This window comes from Roseivivax sp., assembly GCF_054552075.1.
On the sequence record NZ_JBTOLZ010000028.1, the window covers coordinates 18,827 to 37,730 of the forward strand.

18 protein-coding genes are annotated in these 18,904 nt (G+C 68.9%); 13 read left to right on the forward strand and 5 right to left on the reverse strand.

The window, feature by feature from the left end; genetic code table 11:
* Positions 1–64 precede the first annotated feature (64 nt).
* Positions 65–2,656 (forward strand): hypothetical protein, encoded by a 2,592-nt coding sequence (locus tag ACX938_RS17005; RefSeq protein ID WP_459431932.1) that lies wholly within the window; start codon positions 65–67, stop codon positions 2,654–2,656.
* Between the two features lie 351 nt (positions 2,657–3,007).
* Here ACX938_RS17005 and fsa read toward each other — a convergent pair whose 3' ends face one another.
* Positions 3,008–3,661, reverse strand: coding sequence for a fructose-6-phosphate aldolase (gene fsa, locus ACX938_RS17010; protein WP_232753472.1), 654 nt, complete (start codon positions 3,659–3,661; stop codon positions 3,008–3,010).
* Positions 3,662–3,738: 77 nt separating this feature from the next.
* On the opposite strand from fsa, the gene ACX938_RS17015 reads away from it, so the two are divergent.
* Positions 3,739–5,937 (forward strand): primosomal protein N', encoded by a 2,199-nt coding sequence (locus ACX938_RS17015; RefSeq protein WP_459431933.1) that lies wholly within the window; start codon positions 3,739–3,741, stop codon positions 5,935–5,937.
* Between the two features lie 248 nt (positions 5,938–6,185).
* Here ACX938_RS17015 and ACX938_RS17020 read toward each other — a convergent pair whose 3' ends face one another.
* From ACX938_RS17020 to ACX938_RS17030, 3 genes are all read right to left on the reverse strand, one after another.
* Positions 6,186–6,416 carry a DUF2842 domain-containing protein gene (locus ACX938_RS17020; protein ID WP_232753470.1) on the reverse strand — a complete coding sequence of 77 codons (231 nt, stop codon included), beginning with the start codon at positions 6,414–6,416 and terminating at the stop codon, positions 6,186–6,188.
* Positions 6,417–6,430: 14 nt separating this feature from the next.
* On the reverse strand, positions 6,431–7,726 hold the full coding sequence (locus ACX938_RS17025; protein WP_459431934.1) for an adenylosuccinate synthase: 1,296 nt from the start codon (positions 7,724–7,726) through the stop codon (positions 6,431–6,433).
* Between the two features lie 215 nt (positions 7,727–7,941).
* Positions 7,942–8,808 carry a helix-turn-helix domain-containing protein gene (locus ACX938_RS17030; RefSeq protein ID WP_459431935.1) on the reverse strand — a complete coding sequence of 289 codons (867 nt, stop codon included), beginning with the start codon at positions 8,806–8,808 and terminating at the stop codon, positions 7,942–7,944.
* A gap of 115 nt (positions 8,809–8,923) precedes the next feature.
* On the opposite strand from ACX938_RS17030, the gene ACX938_RS17035 reads away from it, so the two are divergent.
* The 3 genes from ACX938_RS17035 to ACX938_RS17045 all read left to right on the forward strand — a co-directional run bounded on the left by ACX938_RS17035 (position 8,924) and on the right by ACX938_RS17045 (position 11,454).
* Positions 8,924–9,178, forward strand: a complete 255-nt coding sequence (locus ACX938_RS17035; protein ID WP_232753467.1) for a DUF2061 domain-containing protein — start codon at positions 8,924–8,926, stop codon at positions 9,176–9,178.
* Positions 9,179–9,227: 49 nt separating this feature from the next.
* Complete coding sequence (gene secG / locus ACX938_RS17040) at positions 9,228–9,617, forward strand: preprotein translocase subunit SecG (RefSeq protein ID WP_232753466.1); 390 nt, start codon at positions 9,228–9,230, stop codon at positions 9,615–9,617.
* Positions 9,618–9,810: 193 nt separating this feature from the next.
* Entirely contained in the window at positions 9,811–11,454 is a 1,644-nt protein-coding gene (locus tag ACX938_RS17045; protein ID WP_232753465.1) for a CTP synthase, read from the forward strand.
* Between the two features lies 1 nt (position 11,455).
* On the opposite strand, the gene ACX938_RS17050 is transcribed toward ACX938_RS17045, so the two are convergent.
* Complete coding sequence (locus ACX938_RS17050) at positions 11,456–12,301, reverse strand: type II toxin-antitoxin system death-on-curing family toxin (RefSeq protein ID WP_459431936.1); 846 nt, start codon at positions 12,299–12,301, stop codon at positions 11,456–11,458.
* A 175-nt stretch (positions 12,302–12,476) separates the two neighbouring features.
* On the opposite strand from ACX938_RS17050, the gene cutA reads away from it, so the two are divergent.
* The 8 genes from cutA (at position 12,477) to ACX938_RS17090 (ending at position 18,500) form a co-directional block, all read left to right on the forward strand.
* Positions 12,477–12,788 carry a divalent-cation tolerance protein CutA gene (cutA, locus tag ACX938_RS17055; RefSeq protein WP_459431937.1) on the forward strand — a complete coding sequence of 104 codons (312 nt, stop codon included), beginning with the start codon at positions 12,477–12,479 and terminating at the stop codon, positions 12,786–12,788.
* A gap of 44 nt (positions 12,789–12,832) precedes the next feature.
* A complete protein-coding gene (rlmJ, locus tag ACX938_RS17060) occupies positions 12,833–13,603 on the forward strand; it encodes a 23S rRNA (adenine(2030)-N(6))-methyltransferase RlmJ (protein ID WP_459431938.1) in 771 nt (256 codons plus the stop codon).
* Between the two features lie 350 nt (positions 13,604–13,953).
* Entirely contained in the window at positions 13,954–14,361 is a 408-nt protein-coding gene (locus ACX938_RS17065) for a hypothetical protein (protein WP_232753461.1), read from the forward strand.
* Positions 14,362–14,420: 59 nt separating this feature from the next.
* Entirely contained in the window at positions 14,421–14,867 is a 447-nt protein-coding gene (locus tag ACX938_RS17070; protein WP_459431939.1) for a tellurite resistance TerB family protein, read from the forward strand.
* A gap of 135 nt (positions 14,868–15,002) precedes the next feature.
* Positions 15,003–15,779, forward strand: coding sequence for an ABC transporter ATP-binding protein (locus ACX938_RS17075; RefSeq protein WP_459431940.1), 777 nt, complete (start codon positions 15,003–15,005; stop codon positions 15,777–15,779).
* A 30-nt stretch (positions 15,780–15,809) separates the two neighbouring features.
* Complete coding sequence (locus ACX938_RS17080) at positions 15,810–16,538, forward strand: transporter substrate-binding domain-containing protein (protein ID WP_459431941.1); 729 nt, start codon at positions 15,810–15,812, stop codon at positions 16,536–16,538.
* Between the two features lie 92 nt (positions 16,539–16,630).
* Positions 16,631–17,512, forward strand: coding sequence for an ABC transporter permease (locus ACX938_RS17085; protein ID WP_459431942.1), 882 nt, complete (start codon positions 16,631–16,633; stop codon positions 17,510–17,512).
* A gap of 181 nt (positions 17,513–17,693) precedes the next feature.
* Positions 17,694–18,500 carry an ABC transporter permease gene (locus tag ACX938_RS17090; RefSeq protein WP_232753456.1) on the forward strand — a complete coding sequence of 269 codons (807 nt, stop codon included), beginning with the start codon at positions 17,694–17,696 and terminating at the stop codon, positions 18,498–18,500.
* Positions 18,501–18,904 lie beyond the last annotated feature (404 nt).

Sequence of the window (18,904 nt, forward strand, 5' to 3'; positions counted from 1 at the left end):
GTCAGCTTTGGTCCCGGTCCGCGTGCTAAACAGTTTGTTGCGGACAGACTGAAAGTGAGTAGCCATGGTGAGTTCGAGCAAAATCCTCACGGTGTCGTACGGGACCTTTTCCTGCACGCTCGAGGGCTTCGACGATTCCTTCGACACGATGAAGGCAATCGCGGAGTATTTCCGCGACCTGGCCCAGGACGACCGCTACTTCGGCGCCGAGCCGCCGACCCCCGACGCCGAGATGCTGGCCCGGATCGCCGAGCGCGAGATCGCCCGCCGGGTCGAGGCGCGGTTCGAACAGGATGGCGGCGTGGTGCTGCGTCCGAGCCTGGCGCAGCCCGGCGCGGCGGCAGCCGCGGCGCAGGGTGAAGGCGAGGCGCAGTCCGACGCACCCGCGAAGGCGCCTGAGGCGGCCTCCGAGGCGCAGCCCGACGACACCACCCGTGCCCCCGAGGAAGGCGCCCTGGCCGCCGCCGTGGAGGCCCGGCTCGAGGCCGAGGCCCGCGCCGCCGAGGCCGCCGCCCGCGCGGAAGCCGCCGCTGCGGCAGAGGCCCCGGCGCCGGCGACCGAAGAGAGCCCGGCGCCTGCCGCTGCGGCTCCAACCGCCGAGGCCGCGACAGCCGAAGCACCTGATGCAACTTCCGAAGAACCCAAGACCGACACCCCCGAAGAGGCCGCCGAAGCCGCCGCCGAGGGTCTGGCCGAGGACCTCGCCACCGACCGCGCGCCCGCGCCCTTCACCGTCGCCCCAGAGGCCAGCGTCGCGGCCAAGCTCGCGCGCATCCGCGCCGTGGTGACCTCCAAGGCGCCTGCCGAGGACAGCCCCGCGCTGACCGAGGACCTGATCGAGGACGCCCATTCCGAAGAGATGATGGGCAGCGGCGTGCCCTTCCTCGAAACCGAGGACGAGGACGACGCCGAGGCGCCGCAATCCGCGACGCCCGCCGTGCCCGCCACCCCCGCGCCCGAGACCGGCGAGATCGACCCCGAGGACGCCGACGAGACCGCCTATGGCAACGCCCGCATGGCCGCCCGTCTCGCCGCCGCCGAGGCCGCCGACCGCGCCGAAGCCGAGGTGGCTGCCAGCAGCCGCCGGATCGGCGAGGCGCCCGAGCACGACGCGCTCGAGGACACCATCGCGGGCCTCGTCGCGGGCAGCATGGGCAGCGCCGCCGAGGAGGAGACCGCCGAAGGCTACCCCGCCGAGGACGGTGACGCGGAAGGCGTGGCCGAGCTGGACGAGGCCGCCGAGGACGCGGCGGAGCTCGCGGCGGAACTGGATGAGGCCGCAGAGGACGACGCTGAAGCTGCGGATGAGGCTGATACGGCTGATGCCGAGGCTGCCGACGAAGAGACCGACGCCACCGAGGCCCGCGACGAGCAGGCCGCTGAGGACGAGGCCGTCGAGGTTGCGATCGACACCGCTGATGCTGCGGACCACGCCGACACCGACACCCCCGCCCCGCAGCGCTCGGGCCTGCGCATCATGAAGATGAAGCGCGCCGATTTCGACCGGGCGCTCGCCTCGGGCGACTTCGAGGAGGTCGAGGAAGACGCCCCCGGTGCCATGAGCTCCGTTGCGCCCTATGCATCCGAAAGCACGCTCTCGGCCGAGGACGAAGCCGACCTCGCCCGCGAGCTGGCCGCCTTCGAGGCCGAGGAACTGGGCCTCGGCAGCCTCCCGCAGGACGAGGCCGACGACGCGGACGAAGACGACACCGCCGAGACCAAGCCCGCCGACCCCTTCCGCCTGACCGCCGATCATGCCGCCGAGGACCTCGAGGACGACGAGGATTTCGCCCGCGAGCTCGACGCGGCCTTCGGCGCGGACGAGGCCGAATCCCCCGCCGCCGCCGAGCGCCAGGAGATGACCTCCGCGCCGCAGCCCGCGCTCGACGGTGACGACGACGCCGCCCAGGGCGGCGAACAGGAGGTGCGCCGCGCGGTGAAACTCGCCTCCCCGGCGCGCGCGATGTTCAACGAAGGCCGGCTCGACGACCAGGGCTCGGGCGTCGACCGCCTGATGGACGAGACCGACCGCGAGATGGAAGAACCCGCCTCGCGCGACCGCCGCTCGGCGATCCAGCACCTGCGCGCCGCCGTCGCAGCGACCCGCGCCGACCGGCTGCTCGGCCGCCAGGACGACGAGGCCGAGAAGACCGAACCCTACCGCGAGGACCTGAAATCCGTCGTGCGCCCGCGCCGTCCCGTGGCCGAGCGCACCGCCGCCGAGGCCCCGGCCCGCCCGACGCCCGGCCGCCCCGCGCCGCTGAAGCTGGTGGCCGAACAGCGCGTCGACGAGGCGACCGCCCGCCCCCGCGCCATCCGGCCTCGCCGGGTCGCCCGCGAGGAGGTCGCCGCCCCCGCCGCCGCGGCGGACATGAGCTTCGGCGATTACGCCCGCCAGGTCGGCGCGACCGAGCTTTCGGAACTGCTCGAGGCTGCCGCCGCCTATATGGCCTTCGTCGAAGAGCGCCCCGCCTTCTCGCGCCCGCAGCTCATGGGCAAGGTGCGCGAGGTCGAGGCAACCGAGAGCTCGCGCGAGGACCGGCTGCGCAGCTTCGGCGTGCTCCTGCGCGAGGGCAAGATCGAACGGCTCGAAGGCGGGCGCTTCACCGCGACCCAGGGCATCGGCTTCAAACCCTCGAAGCGCGCCGCGGGCTGAGGCTGCGGCTGCGATTTAGTGGCCACGGGCCCGGAGCTTGAGTCGGAAGCGGTCAGTCACGAGCGACAGGTGTGGCCGGTGACTGGTGACTGGTGACTGGTGACTGGTGACTGGTGACTGGTGACTGGTGACTGGTGACTGCTCGCAAAACCACCCCGCACAACGCCCCGAGCCCCCCAAGCCCTCCCAAAAACAGCAAAAGGCCCGGGTGCCATAACGGCCCCGGGCCTTTGTCGTCGGATGCAGCCCCGCCCGGCGGATGGCGCGCGGCGCGCAGGGCGGCACCCGGGCCCCGGCCCCGAAGGACCGGCGCCGTTCCCCGAGGGCGGTGGGCACCCCCGGGCAAACCGCTTACACGATCTTGATTCCCGCCTTCTTGGCGTCGGCCACGAAGGCATCGAGCCCCTTGTCGGTCAGCACGTGCTTGGCCATGGCCGAGATCACCGCCGGCGGCGCGGTCACCACGTCGGCACCGATCTTGGCGCATTCGGAGATGTGGTTCGCCGAGCGGATCGAGGCCGCCAGGATCTGCGTCTCGTAGCCGTAGTTGTCGTAGATCTCGCGGATGTCCGAGATCAGCTCGAGCCCGTCGAGGTTGATGTCGTCGAGCCGGCCCACGAAGGGCGAGATGAAGGTCGCGCCGGCCTTGGCCGCCAGCAGCGCCTGGTTGGCCGAGAAACACAGCGTCACATTGACCATGCGGCCCTCGTCGGAGAGCACCTTGCAGGCCTTCAGACCGTCCCAGGTCAGCGGCACCTTCACGGCGATGTTCTCGGCGATGCCGGCGAGCTTGCGGCCCTCGGCGATCATCTCGTCGGCCTCGAGCGCGATGACCTCGGCCGAGACCGGCCCGGGCACCAGGTCGCAGATTTCCTTGGTGACCTCGAAGATGTCCCGGCCCGACTTCAGGATCAGCGAGGGGTTGGTGGTCACCCCGTCGACCATCCCCAGGTCGTTCAATTCACGGATGGCGTCGATATCGGCGGTGTCGACAAAGAATTTCATGGGCGCGCTCCTCGGGATGCTTGGCCTTCTCTGCCCGAGCCTTTACCTCAGGCCCGGCAAAGGCAAAACCTGAAATTATGGCCGACCACCCCTCATTCTTCCCCGAAGGCGCCCGTATCGCGGTGCTGACCACCCAGCCCCTGGGCGGCGCGCTGGACTATCTCGCGCCCGAAGGCGGGGTGGGCCTCGGCGCCTTCATCGAGGTGCCGCTTGGCCCGCGCCGGGTCATGGGGGTGGTCTGGGGGCCCGGCGAAGGCGCGATCGACCGCGCCCGTCTGCGCCCCGCGGGCCCGCCGCTCGACGTGCCGGACATGCGCGCCGAGATGCAGAGTTTCCTCGAGAAGGCAGGGGCTTACACCCTGACGCCCATGCCGGTCATGCTGCGGCTCGCGACCCGCGCGCCGGGGCTCGGCCAGCCGCCCGGCAAGCGCAAGGTCTACCGCCGGGGCACGGGCCAACCCGACCGCATGACCGAGGCGCGCACCCGGGTGCTGGCCGCGCTCGAGGAGATGGGCGGCCTGGCGCTGACCCTCTCGGAGCTGAGCGCCACGGCGGGCGTCACCAGCTCGGTGGTCAAGGGTCTGGTCAAACAGGGCGCCGTCCTCGAGGAGGAAAGCCCCCGCGACACGCCTTTCCCCCGGCTCGATCCCGCGCTGCCCGGCAAACCCCTGGCCGAGGACCAGGCCGAGGCTGCCCGCCACCTCGCCCGGGGGCTTACGAACCGCGCCTATGGCACGACGCTTCTGAAAGGCGTGACCGGCTCGGGCAAGACCGAGGTCTACCTCGAGGCCGTCGCCGAATGTCTGCGCCAGGGCCGCCAGGCGCTGGTGCTGCTGCCCGAGATCGCGCTTTCGGCGGAGTTCCTGACCCGCGTCGAGGCGCGCTTCGGCGCGCGCCCGGCGGAATGGCACTCGGGCGTGACCGCGACCGAGCGGCGGCGGGTCTGGCACATGGTCGCCGAGAACGGCGCGCAGCTCGTGGTCGGCGCGCGCTCGGCGCTCTTTCTGCCCTTCCGCGACCTCGGGCTGGTGGTCGTCGACGAGGAACACGACACCTCCTACAAGCAGGAGGAAGGCGCGCTCTACAACGCCCGCGACATGGCCGTGCTGCGCGCCTCCCTGGCCGAGGCGCGGGTGGTGCTGGCCTCGGCGACGCCCTCGCTCGAAAGCTGGGCCAATGCGGAAGCGGGCAAATACGAGCGGCTGACGCTGACCTCGCGCTTCGGCACCGCCGCCCTGCCCGAGATGAAGAGCCTCGACATGCGCGGCGAGGACCTGCCCGCCGACCGCTGGATCTCGGAGCCCCTGGCGCGCGGCGTCGAACGGCGCATCACCGCCGGAGAACAGGCGCTTCTCTTCCTCAACCGCCGCGGCTACGCGCCGGTCACCATCTGCCGCGCCTGCGGGCATATGATCGGCTGCAAGCACTGCGACGCGCGCATGGTGGAGCATCGCTTCCTCAAGCGCCTGGTCTGCCACCAATGCGGCGAGACCGAGCCCCGCCCCGAGGTCTGCCCCTCCTGCGAGGTCGAGGGCAAGCTCGCCGCCGTGGGCCCCGGGGTCGAACGGCTGGCCGAAGAGGCCCGCGCGCGCTTTCCCGAGGCGCGGGTGGCGGTGCTCTCCTCGGACATGTTCACCACCGCAAGGGCGCTCAAGGCCGAGATCGCGGGCATCGCCGAGGGCGGCGCCGACATCATCGTCGGCACCCAGCTTGTCGCCAAGGGCCACAACTTCCCGCTTCTGACGCTGGTGGGCGTGATCGACGCCGACCTCGGGCTGCAGGGCTCGGACCTGCGCGCCGCAGAGCGCACCTTCCAGCTCATGCGCCAGGTCGCGGGCCGGGCGGGTCGGGCCGAGAAGCCGGGCGTCGCGGTGCTGCAGACCTACCAGCCCGAACACCCGGTGATCCGGGCGATCCTCTCGGGTGACGAAGAGGGCTTCTGGCGCGCCGAGGCCCGCGAACGCGAGGCCGCGGGCGTGCCGCCCTATGGCCGCATGGCAGGAATCATCCTGTCCTCCGAGGACGTGCAGAAGGTCTTCGACCTCGGCAATGCGCTGGCCCGCAACGCCGGCGCCCTGCGCCGCATCGGCGCCGAGGTCTTCGGGCCGGCCCCCGCCCCCATCGCCCGGGTGCGCGGCCGCCACCGGGTGCGGCTCCTGGTCAAGGCGCCCAAGGGCAGCGCGCTTCAGGCGGCGGTCGCCGACTGGGTCGGGCAGTTCCGGCTGAAGGGCGACCTGCGGCTGGCGGTGGACATCGACCCGCAGAGCTTTTTCTGAAGCGGTTGGGCGGCTTGGCGGTCGGGTGAGGGTGATGCGAGGGCGCTGCCCTCGCGCTCCCGAGGTATTTTGGCCAAGCTGAAGCCAGGGGGCCGGCGCGCTGTCCCGAGGGTTGGCCAAGGTGAAGCCGGGGCGCGGCACGCCGTCCCGAGGGTTGGCCAAGGTGAAGCTGTGGGGAAGCGCGCCGTCCCGAGGGGGCGGCGCGGGTGTGTCCGTGATGATTAGTGCCGGGCGCGCGGCCCGGGCGCCTAGCCCTGGTCTTCGCGCGGGGCCTCGGGGTCGGGCTGGCCGACGCCGAGGAACACCCAGCGGAAGGGCAGCGCCCAGATCACGCCGAGGGCGGCGTAGATCAGGAGCTCCAGCAGGATCGGCGGACGGTCGAGCCAGGTCATCACCGAGGAGGCCACCACCGCGTAGACCGGCAGGCCGACCACGAGGATCAGGATCGCAAGGCGCTTCTTGGTCTTGTGGCTCGGCATCGGCTGTCCAGTTCTCAGTCCGCGAAAGGATCGGTGACGAGGATCGTGTCGTCACGCTCGGGCGAGGTGGAAAGTAGCGCCACCGGGCATTCGATCAATTCCTCGACCCGGCGGACGTATTTGATCGCCTCGGCGGGCAGGTCGGCCCAGCTCCGCGCGCCCTCGGTCGATTGCGACCAGCCGGGCAGTTCCTCGTAGATCGGGGTGCAGCGCGCCTGCTGGTCGGCGGCGGTCGGCAGGTAGTCGAGCCGGGTGCCGTCGAGCTCGTAGCCGGTGCAGATCTTCGGCGTCTCGAAGCCGTCGAGCACGTCGAGCTTGGTCAGCGCGATGCCGTTCACGCCGGAGGTGGCGCAGGTCTGCTTGACCAGGCAGGCGTCGAACCAGCCGCAGCGGCGCTGCCGCCCGGTGGTGGTGCCGAACTCATGGCCGCGCTCACCCAGCCGCTGGCCGTCGGCGTCCTGCAGCTCGGTCGGGAAGGGGCCCTCGCCGACGCGGGTGGTATAGGCCTTCACGATGCCCAGCGTGTAGTCGATGGCCGAGGGGCCGAGGCCCACGCCGGTGGCCGCCTGGCCCGCGATCACGTTGGAGGAGGTGACGAAGGGATAGGTGCCGAAGTCGATGTCGAGAAGCGCGCCCTGGGCGCCCTCGAAGAGGATCCGGCGGCCCGCCTTGCGCTTTTCGTTCAGCACCTTCCAGACCGGCGCCGCGAAGGGCAGGATCTGCGGCGCGATCTCCTCGAGCTCGGCGACCAGCCGGTCGCGGTCGATCGGCGCGATGCCGAGCCCGCGGCGCAGCGCGTTGTGATGGGTCAGCGCGCGGTCGACGCGGGCCTCGAGCGTGGCCCGGTCGCCCAGGTCGGCAACCCGCACCGAGCGGCGGCCGACCTTGTCCTCGTAGGCCGGGCCGATGCCGCGGCCGGTGGTGCCGATCTTTGCGCCGGGGTTCGCCGCCTTCTCGCGGGCGCGGTCGAGCTCGCCGTGCAGCGGCAGGATCAGCGGCGTGTTCTCGGCGACCATCAGCGTCTCGGGGGTGATCTCGACCCCCTGGGCGCGGATCGTCTCGATTTCCTTGACCAGGTGCCAGGGGTCGAGGACCACGCCGTTGCCGATCACCGAGAGCTTGCCGCCGCGCACCACGCCCGAGGGCAGCGCGTGCAGCTTGTAGACCTCGGAGCCGATGACCAGCGTATGGCCGGCGTTGTGCCCGCCCTGGAAGCGCGCGATCACATCGGCGCGCTCGCTCAGCCAATCGACGATCTTGCCCTTGCCTTCGTCGCCCCACTGGGCGCCCACGACCACCACGTTTGCCATATCGACCCCTTGTCCAGTCAGTTTTGACCGCGCCTCTCTTAACGAGAGCCGCGCGGCGGTGAAACCGGGAAATGCGCGGGGGCGCTTTGGATGGGTGGGGAGGCCGTTCGGTGCGCGGACGCCCCGGGCAGTGCGAGGCGGCGCCGGGCGCGCGCACTAGGGGTGGCACGAGGCGCCGCCACGCGCGCCCTCTCAGGACAGAAGCCCCCTGCCCCTCAGACCCGGTCGAGGAACCGCGTCAGCCCGCGGATGTAGCCCGGCGCCTCGCGGGCATCGACCTCGGCCTCGCGCACCAGCCAGTCGAAATGATCGATCAGCGAGGTGATCCGCCGGGATTCGCGGAAGGCGATATAGACCCGCCCGACGTAGATCACCCCGACCAGCGGCCCGAAGACGGTGATCGGCGCGCTGAAGACCCGGGCGGCGTCGAAGAGGAACAGCCGCAGCCGCGGGTAGAGCTCCTCGCAGGTCTCGGCGATCTGGGCGATCTGCTCGGCCCGGTCGGCGCGCGAGAGGCTGCGGTAATAACCCTCGCCCGCGGCCATACTCTCGAGCTCGTAGATCGGCACCGCGATCTCGTAGTCCGAGCCGCCGTCGCGCAGAAGCCGCATCCGGTCGCGCATGGCGCTGATCGCCTGGTCGGGGGTCTTGCCCAGGAAGGCGCCGTATTCCCAGCGCATCACCGCCTCGGTCTTCAGAAGGTCGGGCAGCATGGCCGGCACATGGCGGATCTTGTAGCCCGCCGCCTCGCGCGCCCAGCCGATGAGCTGGTCGTCCGAGGGGCTGCGCGCGGCCTCGGTCATCTGCATGGCGGCGGCCACCACGTCGCCGGGGCGCTCGGGCCGGTCGGTCAGCCCCAGAAGCCAGTCGGTCGAGACGCCGAGCGCCCGGGCGGCCTCGGCGGCGAGCTGGGCGTTGGGCAGCCGGGCCGCGCCCTCGCCCAGAAGCTGGGAGACGGTGGAGCGGGTCACGCCCGTCTCGCGCGCGAGCGCCGAGAGGTTGCTGCCCTTGACCCGCATGGCCTCGCGCAGGCGCTGGCGGAAGAGCTCGGCCCGGGCGCGTTTGTCGATCTTGTCACTCATTGTCCAGAATAGTTACCAAATGACGCTTTCCGTCAACAAGAGCCGGAATGGTCGGCGCCCCGCCCCTCGGCTAGCCCTGTTGCGAAAGAGACAGTGACAACAACAGGAGGCCCCCTTGGACACCCCGATCCGCACCCTCGCGAAGGCGATCTGCTGGCAGGCGCTTGGCATCTGCACGATGACCGGGCTCGGCTACCTCTTCACCGGCTCGCTGAGCCAGGGCGGCGCCATCGCGGTGACCTCGAGCGCGGTGGCGCTGGTCACCTATGTGCTGCACGAAAGGCTCTGGGAACGGATCTCCTGGGGGCGCCGTCCGGCACATTCGCACCGGGGCGGGGCCACAACCGAAGAGCGCGGGTTGCGGGCGTGACGGGAATGGCCTATCTCCGCCCCGTCATTCAGGCGAAAGCGGAACCGGCATGCAGAACGTCATCCTCATCGTGCACCTTCTTCTCGCGCTGGCGCTGATCGGCGTCGTGCTGCTGCAGCGCTCGGAGGGCGGCGGTCTCGGCATGGGATCGGGCGGCGGCGGCGGCGCCATGTCGGCGCGGTCCGCCGGCACGGCGCTCGGCAAGCTGACCTGGGTCCTTGCGGCGGCCTTCATCGCCACTTCGCTGACGCTGACGATCCTGGCCGCGCGCAACAGCGCCACGGGATCGGTGCTCGACCGGCTGACGCCGGGCGCCCCGGCCTCCGAGGCCGGCACCGAGGACGGTGCTGCGCCCGGGCTCGATACCGACGGGCTCCTGCCGCCGCCCTCCGCGGGCGGCGAGGCCGGCGACGGACCGCTCATTCCCCAGGCGGAATGAGCGGAGGTCACCGCACCAAACATTGAGGGCGCCCATCGGGCCGCAACAGCATCTTGCGGTCGTCTTGTGTTACGGGCGCGAATCTCATACCATCTAAATCCCGTGATGCTGCGGTCCGAGCGGGCCGCGGGTGGGGCGAAAATGCGCCTCTCATCGCTCGAGAATTGGGGCAAATCGCGGGGGTAAGCGGCATATGGCGCGCTTCATTTTCATCACTGGTGGTGTGGTTTCCTCGCTGGGCAAGGGCCTGGCGTCGGCGGCACTCGGGGCGCTTCTCCAGGCGCGCGGCTATTCGGTGCGGCTCAGGAAGCTTGATCCCTACCTGAACGTCGACCCGGGCACGATGTCGCCCTTCGAGCACGGCGAGGTCTTCGTGACCGACGACGGCGCCGAAACCGACCTCGACCTCGGGCATTACGAACGCTTCACCGGGGTGCCGGCGCGGATGACCGATTCGATCTCCTCGGGGCGGATCTACACCAACGTGCTGGAGAAGGAGCGCCGCGGCGACTATCTCGGCAAGACCATCCAGGTCATTCCCCACGTCACCAACGAGATCAAGGATTTCATCTCGATCGGCGAGGACGAGGTGGACTTCATGCTCTGCGAGATCGGCGGCACGGTCGGCGACATCGAGGGGCTGCCCTTCTTCGAGGCGATCCGCCAGTTCGCCCAGGAGAAGCCGCGCGGCCAGTGCATCTTCATGCATCTGACGCTGCTGCCCTGGATCAAGGCCTCGGGCGAGCTGAAGACCAAGCCGACGCAGCACTCGGTGAAGGAGCTGCGCTCCATCGGGCTGGCGCCGGACATCCTGGTCTGCCGCTCCGAGGGGCCGATCCCGCAGAAGGAACGCGAGAAGCTGGCGCTCTTCTGCAACGTGCGCCCCGACAGCGTGATCGCCGCGCAGGACCTGAAGTCGATCTACCAGGCGCCGCTGGCCTATCACCGCGAAGGGCTCGACCAGGCGGTGCTGGACGCCTTCCAGATCACGCCCGCGCCGAAGCCCAACCTCACCGTCTGGGAGGATGTGGCCGACCGCATCGCCCATCCCGAAGGCGAGGTGAATGTCGCCATCGTCGGCAAATACACCCAGCTCGAGGACGCCTATAAGTCCATCGCCGAGGCGCTGACCCACGGCGGGCTGTCGAACCGGGTGAAGGTCAATGTCGACTGGGTCGACGCGGAGATCTTCGAGCGCGAGGACCCCGCGCCGCATCTCTCGGGCTTCCACGCGATCCTGGTGCCCGGCGGCTTCGGCGAGCGCGGCACGGAAGGCAAGATCAAGGCCGCGCAATTCGCGCGCGAGCACAAGGTGCCCTACCTCGGCATCTGCCTCGGCATGCAGATGGCGGTGATCGAGGCGGCCCGCAACGCCGCCGGCGTCAGCCGCGCAGGCTCCGAGGAGTTCGACCACGAGGCCGGCAAGAAGCGCTTCGAGCCGGTGGTCTACCACCTCAAGGAGTGGGTGCAGGGCAACGAGAAGGTCAACCGGCGGCCCGACGACGACAAGGGCGGCACCATGCGCCTCGGCGCCTATGACGCGGTGCTCAAGGAGGGCAGCCGGGTGGCCGAGGTCTATGGCACCTCCACCATCGACGAGCGCCACCGCCACCGCTACGAGGTCGACATCCAGTACCGCGAGGCGCTGGAGAAGGCGGGCCTCTGCTTCTCGGGCATGTCGCCCGACGGCAAGCTGCCCGAGATCGTCGAATGGTCCGACCACCCTTGGTTCATCGGCGTGCAGTTCCACCCCGAGCTGAAGTCGAAACCCTTTGACCCGCATCCGCTGTTCAAGGACTTTGTGCGGGCGGCGAAGGATGTGTCGCGGTTGGTTTGAGCTATAGATCAGCGAGCTTCCGCAACACTCCTTCGTAGGAACTGATTAGATTTGTAATTGGGTCTGCGTCTTGGAAGAACGCTGCCGAGTCGATTCCAAATTTCGGGATCAAGCCAAGAGTATCTCTAAGCCTTTTTAGATCACTCTTGGCGACTTGCTTGCTTGCACCGGGGTACCCCAAGTTACAAACACGGTCGCCGACTCCAAAATTAAAAGGGTTATGCTTTGTGGACCCGTCCGACCCCGAGAAGTACACGTCAATGGTATTTCCATGCGGATCCTTCATCTCGTAACCATACCTCGCCAAGGTAGTAGCCAGCTCTCTGAATGTGATTGAGTGAGATGTACGGGTAAGCTTCCTCGAGTTGCGTCGCAGATACCAAGCAATAAACCTGACTTCGGGGTCCGGGTATCCTTTTTTCTTCATTTCTTTAAATCGCCGGAACGTGACTAACTCATGCGAGGCGACTTTTTCCGTGAACCTGACAAGACTACTTTCAGATGCGGTCAAAGCCACGTTGTCTTGCAGCATGATATTCGCAGCACTAATTAGCGAAGTCCGCTTATTTGCATCATGAAAGGGATGGTTGCGTATCACTCCAAACATTATAGTAGCGGCAACTTCATAGCTACTACGCCATTTCCACTCCCTCCCAGATGACACATACTGCCGGTCAACTGCACTTTGGAGCAGGCTCATGCTTTTTGTGCCGGCGCCACCAATGCCGTCACCCTTGCTATAAAAAAAGTCGGCAATCAGGTAGTGAATTTCCAGGACTGACTTTACCGAAAGACCAGGGTATCGATGGGTCACAAGATCATCGTCCTTTAGCTTTTCGATATTCATCTTAAGCTGTTTTTCCAATTCGCTATGCAACTCAGCCTCCCAAAAACTGCGAAAAATACAATCTTTTAATACAATCCTTAGTTGCATCCAAGGGGGAAAACCACGCCCCATGTCCCCGCGCGCCACCCCGCGCTACCCTTCGCCCCGCACCACCCCCAGCGAAGGAGCCCCCAGCATGACCGCGCTTGCCGTTCTCACCACGCTCGACGACGAGGCCGCCGCCCGGGCGCTGGCGCGCAAGGCCGTCGAGGCGCGCCTGGCCGCCTGCGTGCACCTCGAGAAGATCTCCGCCTGTTTCCTCTGGCAGGGCAGCGTCGAGGAGGCCCCGGAGTGGCGGCTGCTCTTCAAGACCACCGAGGCCGCCTATGACGATCTCGCCCGACTGATCGAGCGCGAGCATCCCTACGACCTGCCGGCGCTCTGGGCCTTCGAGGCCAGCCGGGGCGCGCCCGCCTTCCTCGACTGGATCGCCGAGAGCACGCGCTGACATGGCTCTGGGCAAGCCTGCGACAAGCCGCTAAGGCGCGGGCCATGCTGTCTTATCAACACGCCTATCACGCCGGGAACCTGGCCGACCTGCACAAGCACGGGCTTCTGGCCGCGATGCTCGACTACCTCACGCGGAAGGACAAACCGCTGAGCTACATCGAGACCCATGCCGGGCGCGGGCTCTACGATCTCGACAGCGCCGAGGCGCGGAAGACCGGCGAGGCCGCCGCGGGCGTCGACCGGCTGGCGCTGCCCGAGGGCCATGCGCTGGCCCGGGCGCTCGCCGCCGTGCGCGCCCGCCACGGGGCCCGGGCCTACCCGGGCTCGCCCTTGATCGCCGAGGAGCTCTTGCGCCCCGGCGACAGCCTGCACCTGGCCGAGCTGCACCCCGGCGAACACGCGGCGCTGACCCGCGCCGTCCGGCGTGGGCGCGTCTACCAGCAGGACGGCTTCGAGCTGGCCCAGAGCCTCGCCCCGCCGACCCCGCGCCGGGGGCTCCTGCTCTGCGATCCCTCCTACGAGGTGAAGGCCGATTACGCCGCTGTCCCGCGGCATTTCACCCGGCTCGCCAAGGCCTGGAACGTGGGCATCCTGGCGCTCTGGTATCCGATCCTGCGCGACGCCCGGCACGTCGAGATGACCGGGGCGCTGCGGCGCGCCTTCCCCGAGGCGCTTCTCTCCGAGGTGGGTTTTCCTCCGGCGCGTCCGGGGCATGCCATGGTCGGCTCGGGGATGTTCGTGGTGAACCCGCCCTACGGCCTGGCCGAGGCGGCGGCGGAGATCACAGGGCTGATCGAGACCCAGGCGGGCTGACCGGGGGGGCTGCGAGGCGCGCGGCTTTCGGGGCGCTCGCTCCCTGCCCAAGCCCCCCGGAAGCCCCCGCAATGCGCGCACCTGCCGAGGCAGCAGCCCCCGGCACATGCCCGCAGCGCCCCGCAAGGCACCCGCCCTCCGGCGCGGCCACCCCGGCCCAAGCCCCCCGAAGCGCCCCGCCCTGCCCGAACACAGCGGGCACCCGCTCCACGGGCGAACATATTCGCATTTCCCGTAGACAAGCGCCCTGCGCTTCGCCACGCTCGATTGGGTGCCGAGTGACGTGCCGCCCCATCGGCGGCGCGTGGTCAATGTTGCTCAACCGCCACCGCAGCCCTGCGGGAGAACCGATGTCGAAGCGCCTGGTCCTCTGGCTGAATGCCCCTCACGCGGCGTGGCTCGACCCCGCCGACACCCCGCTTGCGCTGGGCGCGCTGGCGGTGGATGCCGCGCGCAAGAGCCTGCCGCGCGACATGCTGAAGGGGCCCGAGCTCGACACGATCTTCGCGCGCCGCTTCGACCTGACCCGCCGCGAGGCCTCGGAGATGCGCGCCGCCTGCGAGGCGGTGGCCGCCGCGGTCTCTTCGGGCGAGCGGCTCTCGCAGCTGATCGTCGCCCATGTGCCCGAGGGCGAGCGCCGGCTCCTGGCCGATTGCATGACCGAGGAGCTGAGCCGCCATCCCGCGGGCTCGCCGGCGGTCCTGCGCACCCTCAGCGCCCGCTTCGGGCTCGAGGCGGTGCCGACGCATAGCCTCTGATCGCGCGCGCCTCTGTGACCCGGGCTGGCATCCGCGCGCCAAGCGATTATCTTCGCCCCATGTTCAGCGATTTCCTCTCCCGCCTGGTCCGCCCAGACCCCGCCCCGCTCGATGACGGCGACGCCCGGCTGGCGCTCTCGGCGCTTCTCGTCCGCGTCGCCCGCGCCGATGGCCATTTCGACGCCGACGAGGCGCAGCGGATCGACCGCATCCTCGCCACCCGCTACGGGCTCGACCCCGAGGCCGCGGGCGCGCTGCGCGCCGATGCCGAGGCGCTCGAGGCCGAGGCCCCGGACACAGTGCGCTTCACCCGCGCGATCAAGGACGCGGTGCCCTACGAGCACCGTATCCAGGTCGTCGAGGCGCTCTGGTCGGTGGTGCTGGCCGACGGCAAACGCGACGCCGAGGAGGATTCGCTCCTGCGGATGGTCGCGAATCTCCTGGGCATCAGCGACCCCGACAGCGCCCGCGCCCGGCAGCGCGCCGAGGCCGCGCGCACCGGCTGAAGGGCGCAAAAGCCGCCTGACCTTGGGTCAACCGCACCCCGGAGTGCCCGGGGCGCGGCTTTCGCGTTGCAAAGCCTTGGCAGTTTCAGCCATCTTCGGCGCCAACCCGACGCAGCCGAGGACCCGTAGAGCCCCGTGACCGAACAGCCGCCCGTCATCGCGATCCGCAACCTGCACAAGGCCTATGGCGCGCTGGAAGTGCTCAAGGGCGTCGACATCGAGGCGCGCCGCGGCGATGTCGTGTCGCTGATCGGCTCCTCGGGCTCCGGCAAGTCGACGCTTTTGCGCTGCGCCAACCTGCTCGAGGACAGCCAGGAGGGCGAGATCCTCTTCAAGGACGAGCCGGTGCGCTGGCGCGGCGGCGGCCACAACCGCCGGCCCGCCGACAACCGGCAGGTGCTGCGCATCCGCACCAATCTTTCGATGGTCTTCCAGCAGTTCAATCTCTGGTCCCATATGACCATCCTGCAGAACGTCATGGAGGCGCCGCTGACCGTGCTCGGCCGCCCCCGCGCCGAGGTCGAGGCCGCCGCCCGCGGCTACCTCGAGAAGGTCGGCATCGGCGACAAGACCGAGGCCTACCCCGCCCAGCTCTCGGGCGGCCAGCAGCAGCGCGCGGCCATCGCCCGGGCGCTCTGCATGGAACCCGAGGCGCTTCTGTTCGACGAGCCGACATCGGCGCTCGATCCCGAGCTCGAACAGGAGGTGGTGCGGGTGATCCGCGACCTTGCCGCCGAGGGGCGGACCATGCTGATCGTGACGCATGACATGAAAATGGCACGTGACGTGTCCGACCACGTCGTGTTCCTTCATCAGGGGCTCATCGAAGAAGAAGGCCCCCCGGACGCGCTTTTCGGCGCGCCCAAATCCGAGAGGCTGCGGGGCTTTCTGAGCTCCACCATGCAGGACTGACCCATCGCTGAACATCAGGGAGATACAGCAATGAAATCGCTTCTTCTGGGCACCGCGGTGCTTACCCTTTCGGCCGCCACGGCCTTTGCGGCCAGCCATTCGGTCGTGCGGCTCGGCACCGAGGGCGCCTACCCTCCGTACAACTTCCTCGACGACAACGGCGCGGTCGCGGGCTTCGAGCGCGAACTGGGCGACGAGCTTTGCGCCCGCGCCGAGATGACCTGCGAGTGGGTGACCAACGACTGGGATTCGATCATCCCCAACCTCGTGTCGGGCAACTACGACGCGATCATCGCCGGCATGTCGATCACGCCCGAGCGTGACGAGGTGGTGGACTTCACCCAGAACTACACCCCGCCCTCGCCCTCGGCCTTTGCCGCGCTTTCGGAGGATGCCGACATCGAAGGCGGCGTCGTGGCCGCGCAGACCGGCACCATCCAGGCCGCGCATATCGCCGAATCGGGCGCGACCCTGCTCGAGTTCCCCTCCCCGGACGAGACCATCGCCGCGGTCATGTCGGGCGAGGCCGATGCGGTCATGGCCGACAAGGACTTCCTGATCCCGCTGGTCGAGGAAAACGCCAACATGAGCTTCGTGGGCGAGGACATCCCGCTCGGCGGCGGCATCGGCATGGCCTTCCGCGAGAGCGATCCCGAGATGCGCGAGACCTTCGACGCGGCGATCCAGTCGATGAAGGACGACGGCACGCTGAACGAGCTGATCGTGAAGTGGCTCGGCGCGGACAGCCCGAAGTTCTGATCCGCTGACAGCATCCTCCGGGCGGGGAGTGGCCGCGCGCCGCCCCGCCCGGATCCGTTTTCTCCATCCCCCGCAAGCGAGCCGAAGACGTCATGCCGACCTGCGCCGATCCGAGCGTGCTCGAGGGCCTCAGCTGGCTCATGTGCTACCTGACCACGGGCAAGCACATCTCGCTGTATATCTCGGTCGGGACGGTGCTTCTGCTCCTGGCGATCACCGCGCCGACGGCGCTCCTGTTCGGCTTCGGCGGGGCCACGGCGGCGCGCTCGCGGATCTGGCCGCTGTCCTGGTTCGGGCGCGGCTATATCGCCGTGGTGCGCGGCGTGCCGGACATCGCCTTCTTCCTGTTCTTTGTCATCGCGCTCGACCAGGCCTTCGAATGGCTGCGCCACCAGGTGAAATGCCCCGACTGGGACGAGCCGATCCGCCAGGGCTCGGATTTCATCGTCTGCGCCGAGGCCAAGCTGCCGCTCTCGACCTCGCCGCAATGGGTGCACGAGACCTACGGCTTCTTCGTCGCGGTGCTGACCTTCGCCATCGTCTTCGGCGCCTTCGCGGCCAATGTGCTCTATGGCGCGATGCGCGCTGTGCCGCATGCCCAGATCGAGACCGCCGAGGCCTACGGGCTCTCGCCGCGGCAGACCTTCTGGCGCATCCTGGTGCCGCAGATGTGGGTCTATGCGCTGCCCGGGCTGTCGAACCTCTGGATGGTGCTGATCAAGGCGACGCCCTTGCTGTTCCTCCTGGGCATCGAGGACATCGTCTACTGGGCCCGAGAGCTGGGCGCGGCCAAGACCCCGCGCTTCACCGACTATCCCCATGGCGACTGGCGGATGTGGTATTTCCTGGCGCTCCTGGTTTTCTACCTGGCCTTCACCCGGGTCTCCGAACTGGTGCTCGACCGGATCATGGCGCGGCTGACGCGCGGCCAGGCGACGCTGGCGGGCGAGGCCCAGAGAAAGGCCGGCGCATGAGGGTTGGTGTGACTGGTATCGGCGTTCGGGGGCTGGGCCCGGTTGCGGTGCGGCCGGCTTGGGCTGTCTGTGGAGTGGCGCGCCAAGTGCACCGTGCTGGCTACCGGCTCACGCCCGCCACCCCGCCCCTCTCCGAAGCAATCCACCCGCATCCCCGCACCGCCGCGAAAGGCCCCTCGGCATGAGCTGCATCGACACCATCCTCGACTACGGGCTGCGGTCGGTCGGCATCGGCGAGCGGCTCCTGCCGCGCACGGATTTCACCCTCTGCCAGCAGTTCACGCTGATCGGCTCGGGGCTGATCTGGAACGTCTATTTCGGCATCGTGGCGCTGAGCCTGGGCTTCTTCCTCGCCACCGCCGTGGCGGTGGGCAAGGCCTCGCCCAACCCGCTGATCCGCAAGCCCTCGGAGTGGTTCATCTTTGTCTTCCGGGGCTCGCCGCTCTTCATCCAGTTCTTCTTCGCCTATTTCAGCTTTCTCGCGCTGAAGCCGGTGGCGCCCTTCTTCGATCCGCTCTCCTCGGCCTGGCTCGGGGCGACGATCGTGCTGTTCCTGAACACCGCCGCCTATTCCGGCGAGATCTTCTACGGCGCGCTTCTGTCGGTGCCCAAGGGCGATCTCGAGGCCGCCGATGCCTACGGGCTCTCGGGCACGCCGCGCTTCCGGCGGATCGTCTGGCCGACCATGCTGCGGCTGGCCTGGCCCGCCTATACCAACGAGGCGATCTTCTTGTTCCACGCCACCACGCTGGTCTTCTTCTCGGGCTTTCCCGCCTGGCAGCAGAAGGGTGACGCGCTCTATTACGCGAATTACTTCGCGGACAAGACCTTCAACCCCTTCGTGCCCTACCCGATCCTGGCGGGCTATTTCATCCTGCTGACCCTGGTGATCATCGGGCTTTTCGGCGCCGTGAACCGGCGGCTGAACCGTCACCTGCCGAGCGGGCGGCGGAGCCGGCTGAAGCTGCGGATGAACCTGATCCGGTGAGGTGTGTGGGCTTGGGCTGCGCGGGCTGAGGGAGGTGTGGTGTGGTGCAGCTGGTGAGCTGGTGAGCTGGTGAGCTGGTGAGCTGGTGAGCTGGTGAGCTGGTGAGGGTTGCGCCGCGACGGTTCCGAGCACCAGCATCCAATTTGTTCCCAAGCCCCCAATCGACGTTCTCGCCCCCCGCTCAACCGATCTCGCCGACTGTCACCAACCTCCGGCCAGCCGCCCCCACCCACACCCCGCGCGCCCCCTTGCGCCCGAATAGCATCGAAGATGCCGGGCGCGCGCCGGAACGGAAACGTGGGAAGGCGATCCCCTGGGCGGGGGGGTTAGTTCGTAGTTGGTCCTGACCTTGTTGCCCCGCATCCCATCAGCCAAAGGTAGGCAAACCCAGCCCCAAATACAGA

Coding starts and splice junctions, on each gene's coding strand:
- ACX938_RS17005 (WP_459431932.1), top strand. CDS start 65: ATGGTGAGTTCGAGCAAAATCCTCACGGTGTCGTACGGGACCTTTTCC.
- fsa (WP_232753472.1), bottom strand. CDS start 3,661: ATGAAATTCTTTGTCGACACCGCCGATATCGACGCCATCCGTGAATTG.
- ACX938_RS17015 (WP_459431933.1), top strand. CDS start 3,739: ATGGCCGACCACCCCTCATTCTTCCCCGAAGGCGCCCGTATCGCGGTG.
- ACX938_RS17020 (WP_232753470.1), bottom strand. CDS start 6,416: ATGCCGAGCCACAAGACCAAGAAGCGCCTTGCGATCCTGATCCTCGTG.
- ACX938_RS17025 (WP_459431934.1), bottom strand. CDS start 7,726: ATGGCAAACGTGGTGGTCGTGGGCGCCCAGTGGGGCGACGAAGGCAAG.
- ACX938_RS17030 (WP_459431935.1), bottom strand. CDS start 8,808: ATGAGTGACAAGATCGACAAACGCGCCCGGGCCGAGCTCTTCCGCCAG.
- secG (WP_232753466.1), top strand. CDS start 9,228: ATGCAGAACGTCATCCTCATCGTGCACCTTCTTCTCGCGCTGGCGCTG.
- ACX938_RS17045 (WP_232753465.1), top strand. CDS start 9,811: ATGGCGCGCTTCATTTTCATCACTGGTGGTGTGGTTTCCTCGCTGGGC.
- ACX938_RS17050 (WP_459431936.1), bottom strand. CDS start 12,301: ATGAATATCGAAAAGCTAAAGGACGATGATCTTGTGACCCATCGATAC.
- cutA (WP_459431937.1), top strand. CDS start 12,477: ATGACCGCGCTTGCCGTTCTCACCACGCTCGACGACGAGGCCGCCGCC.
- rlmJ (WP_459431938.1), top strand. CDS start 12,833: ATGCTGTCTTATCAACACGCCTATCACGCCGGGAACCTGGCCGACCTG.
- ACX938_RS17065 (WP_232753461.1), top strand. CDS start 13,954: ATGTCGAAGCGCCTGGTCCTCTGGCTGAATGCCCCTCACGCGGCGTGG.
- ACX938_RS17070 (WP_459431939.1), top strand. CDS start 14,421: ATGTTCAGCGATTTCCTCTCCCGCCTGGTCCGCCCAGACCCCGCCCCG.
- ACX938_RS17080 (WP_459431941.1), top strand. CDS start 15,810: ATGAAATCGCTTCTTCTGGGCACCGCGGTGCTTACCCTTTCGGCCGCC.
- ACX938_RS17085 (WP_459431942.1), top strand. CDS start 16,631: ATGCCGACCTGCGCCGATCCGAGCGTGCTCGAGGGCCTCAGCTGGCTC.
- ACX938_RS17090 (WP_232753456.1), top strand. CDS start 17,694: ATGAGCTGCATCGACACCATCCTCGACTACGGGCTGCGGTCGGTCGGC.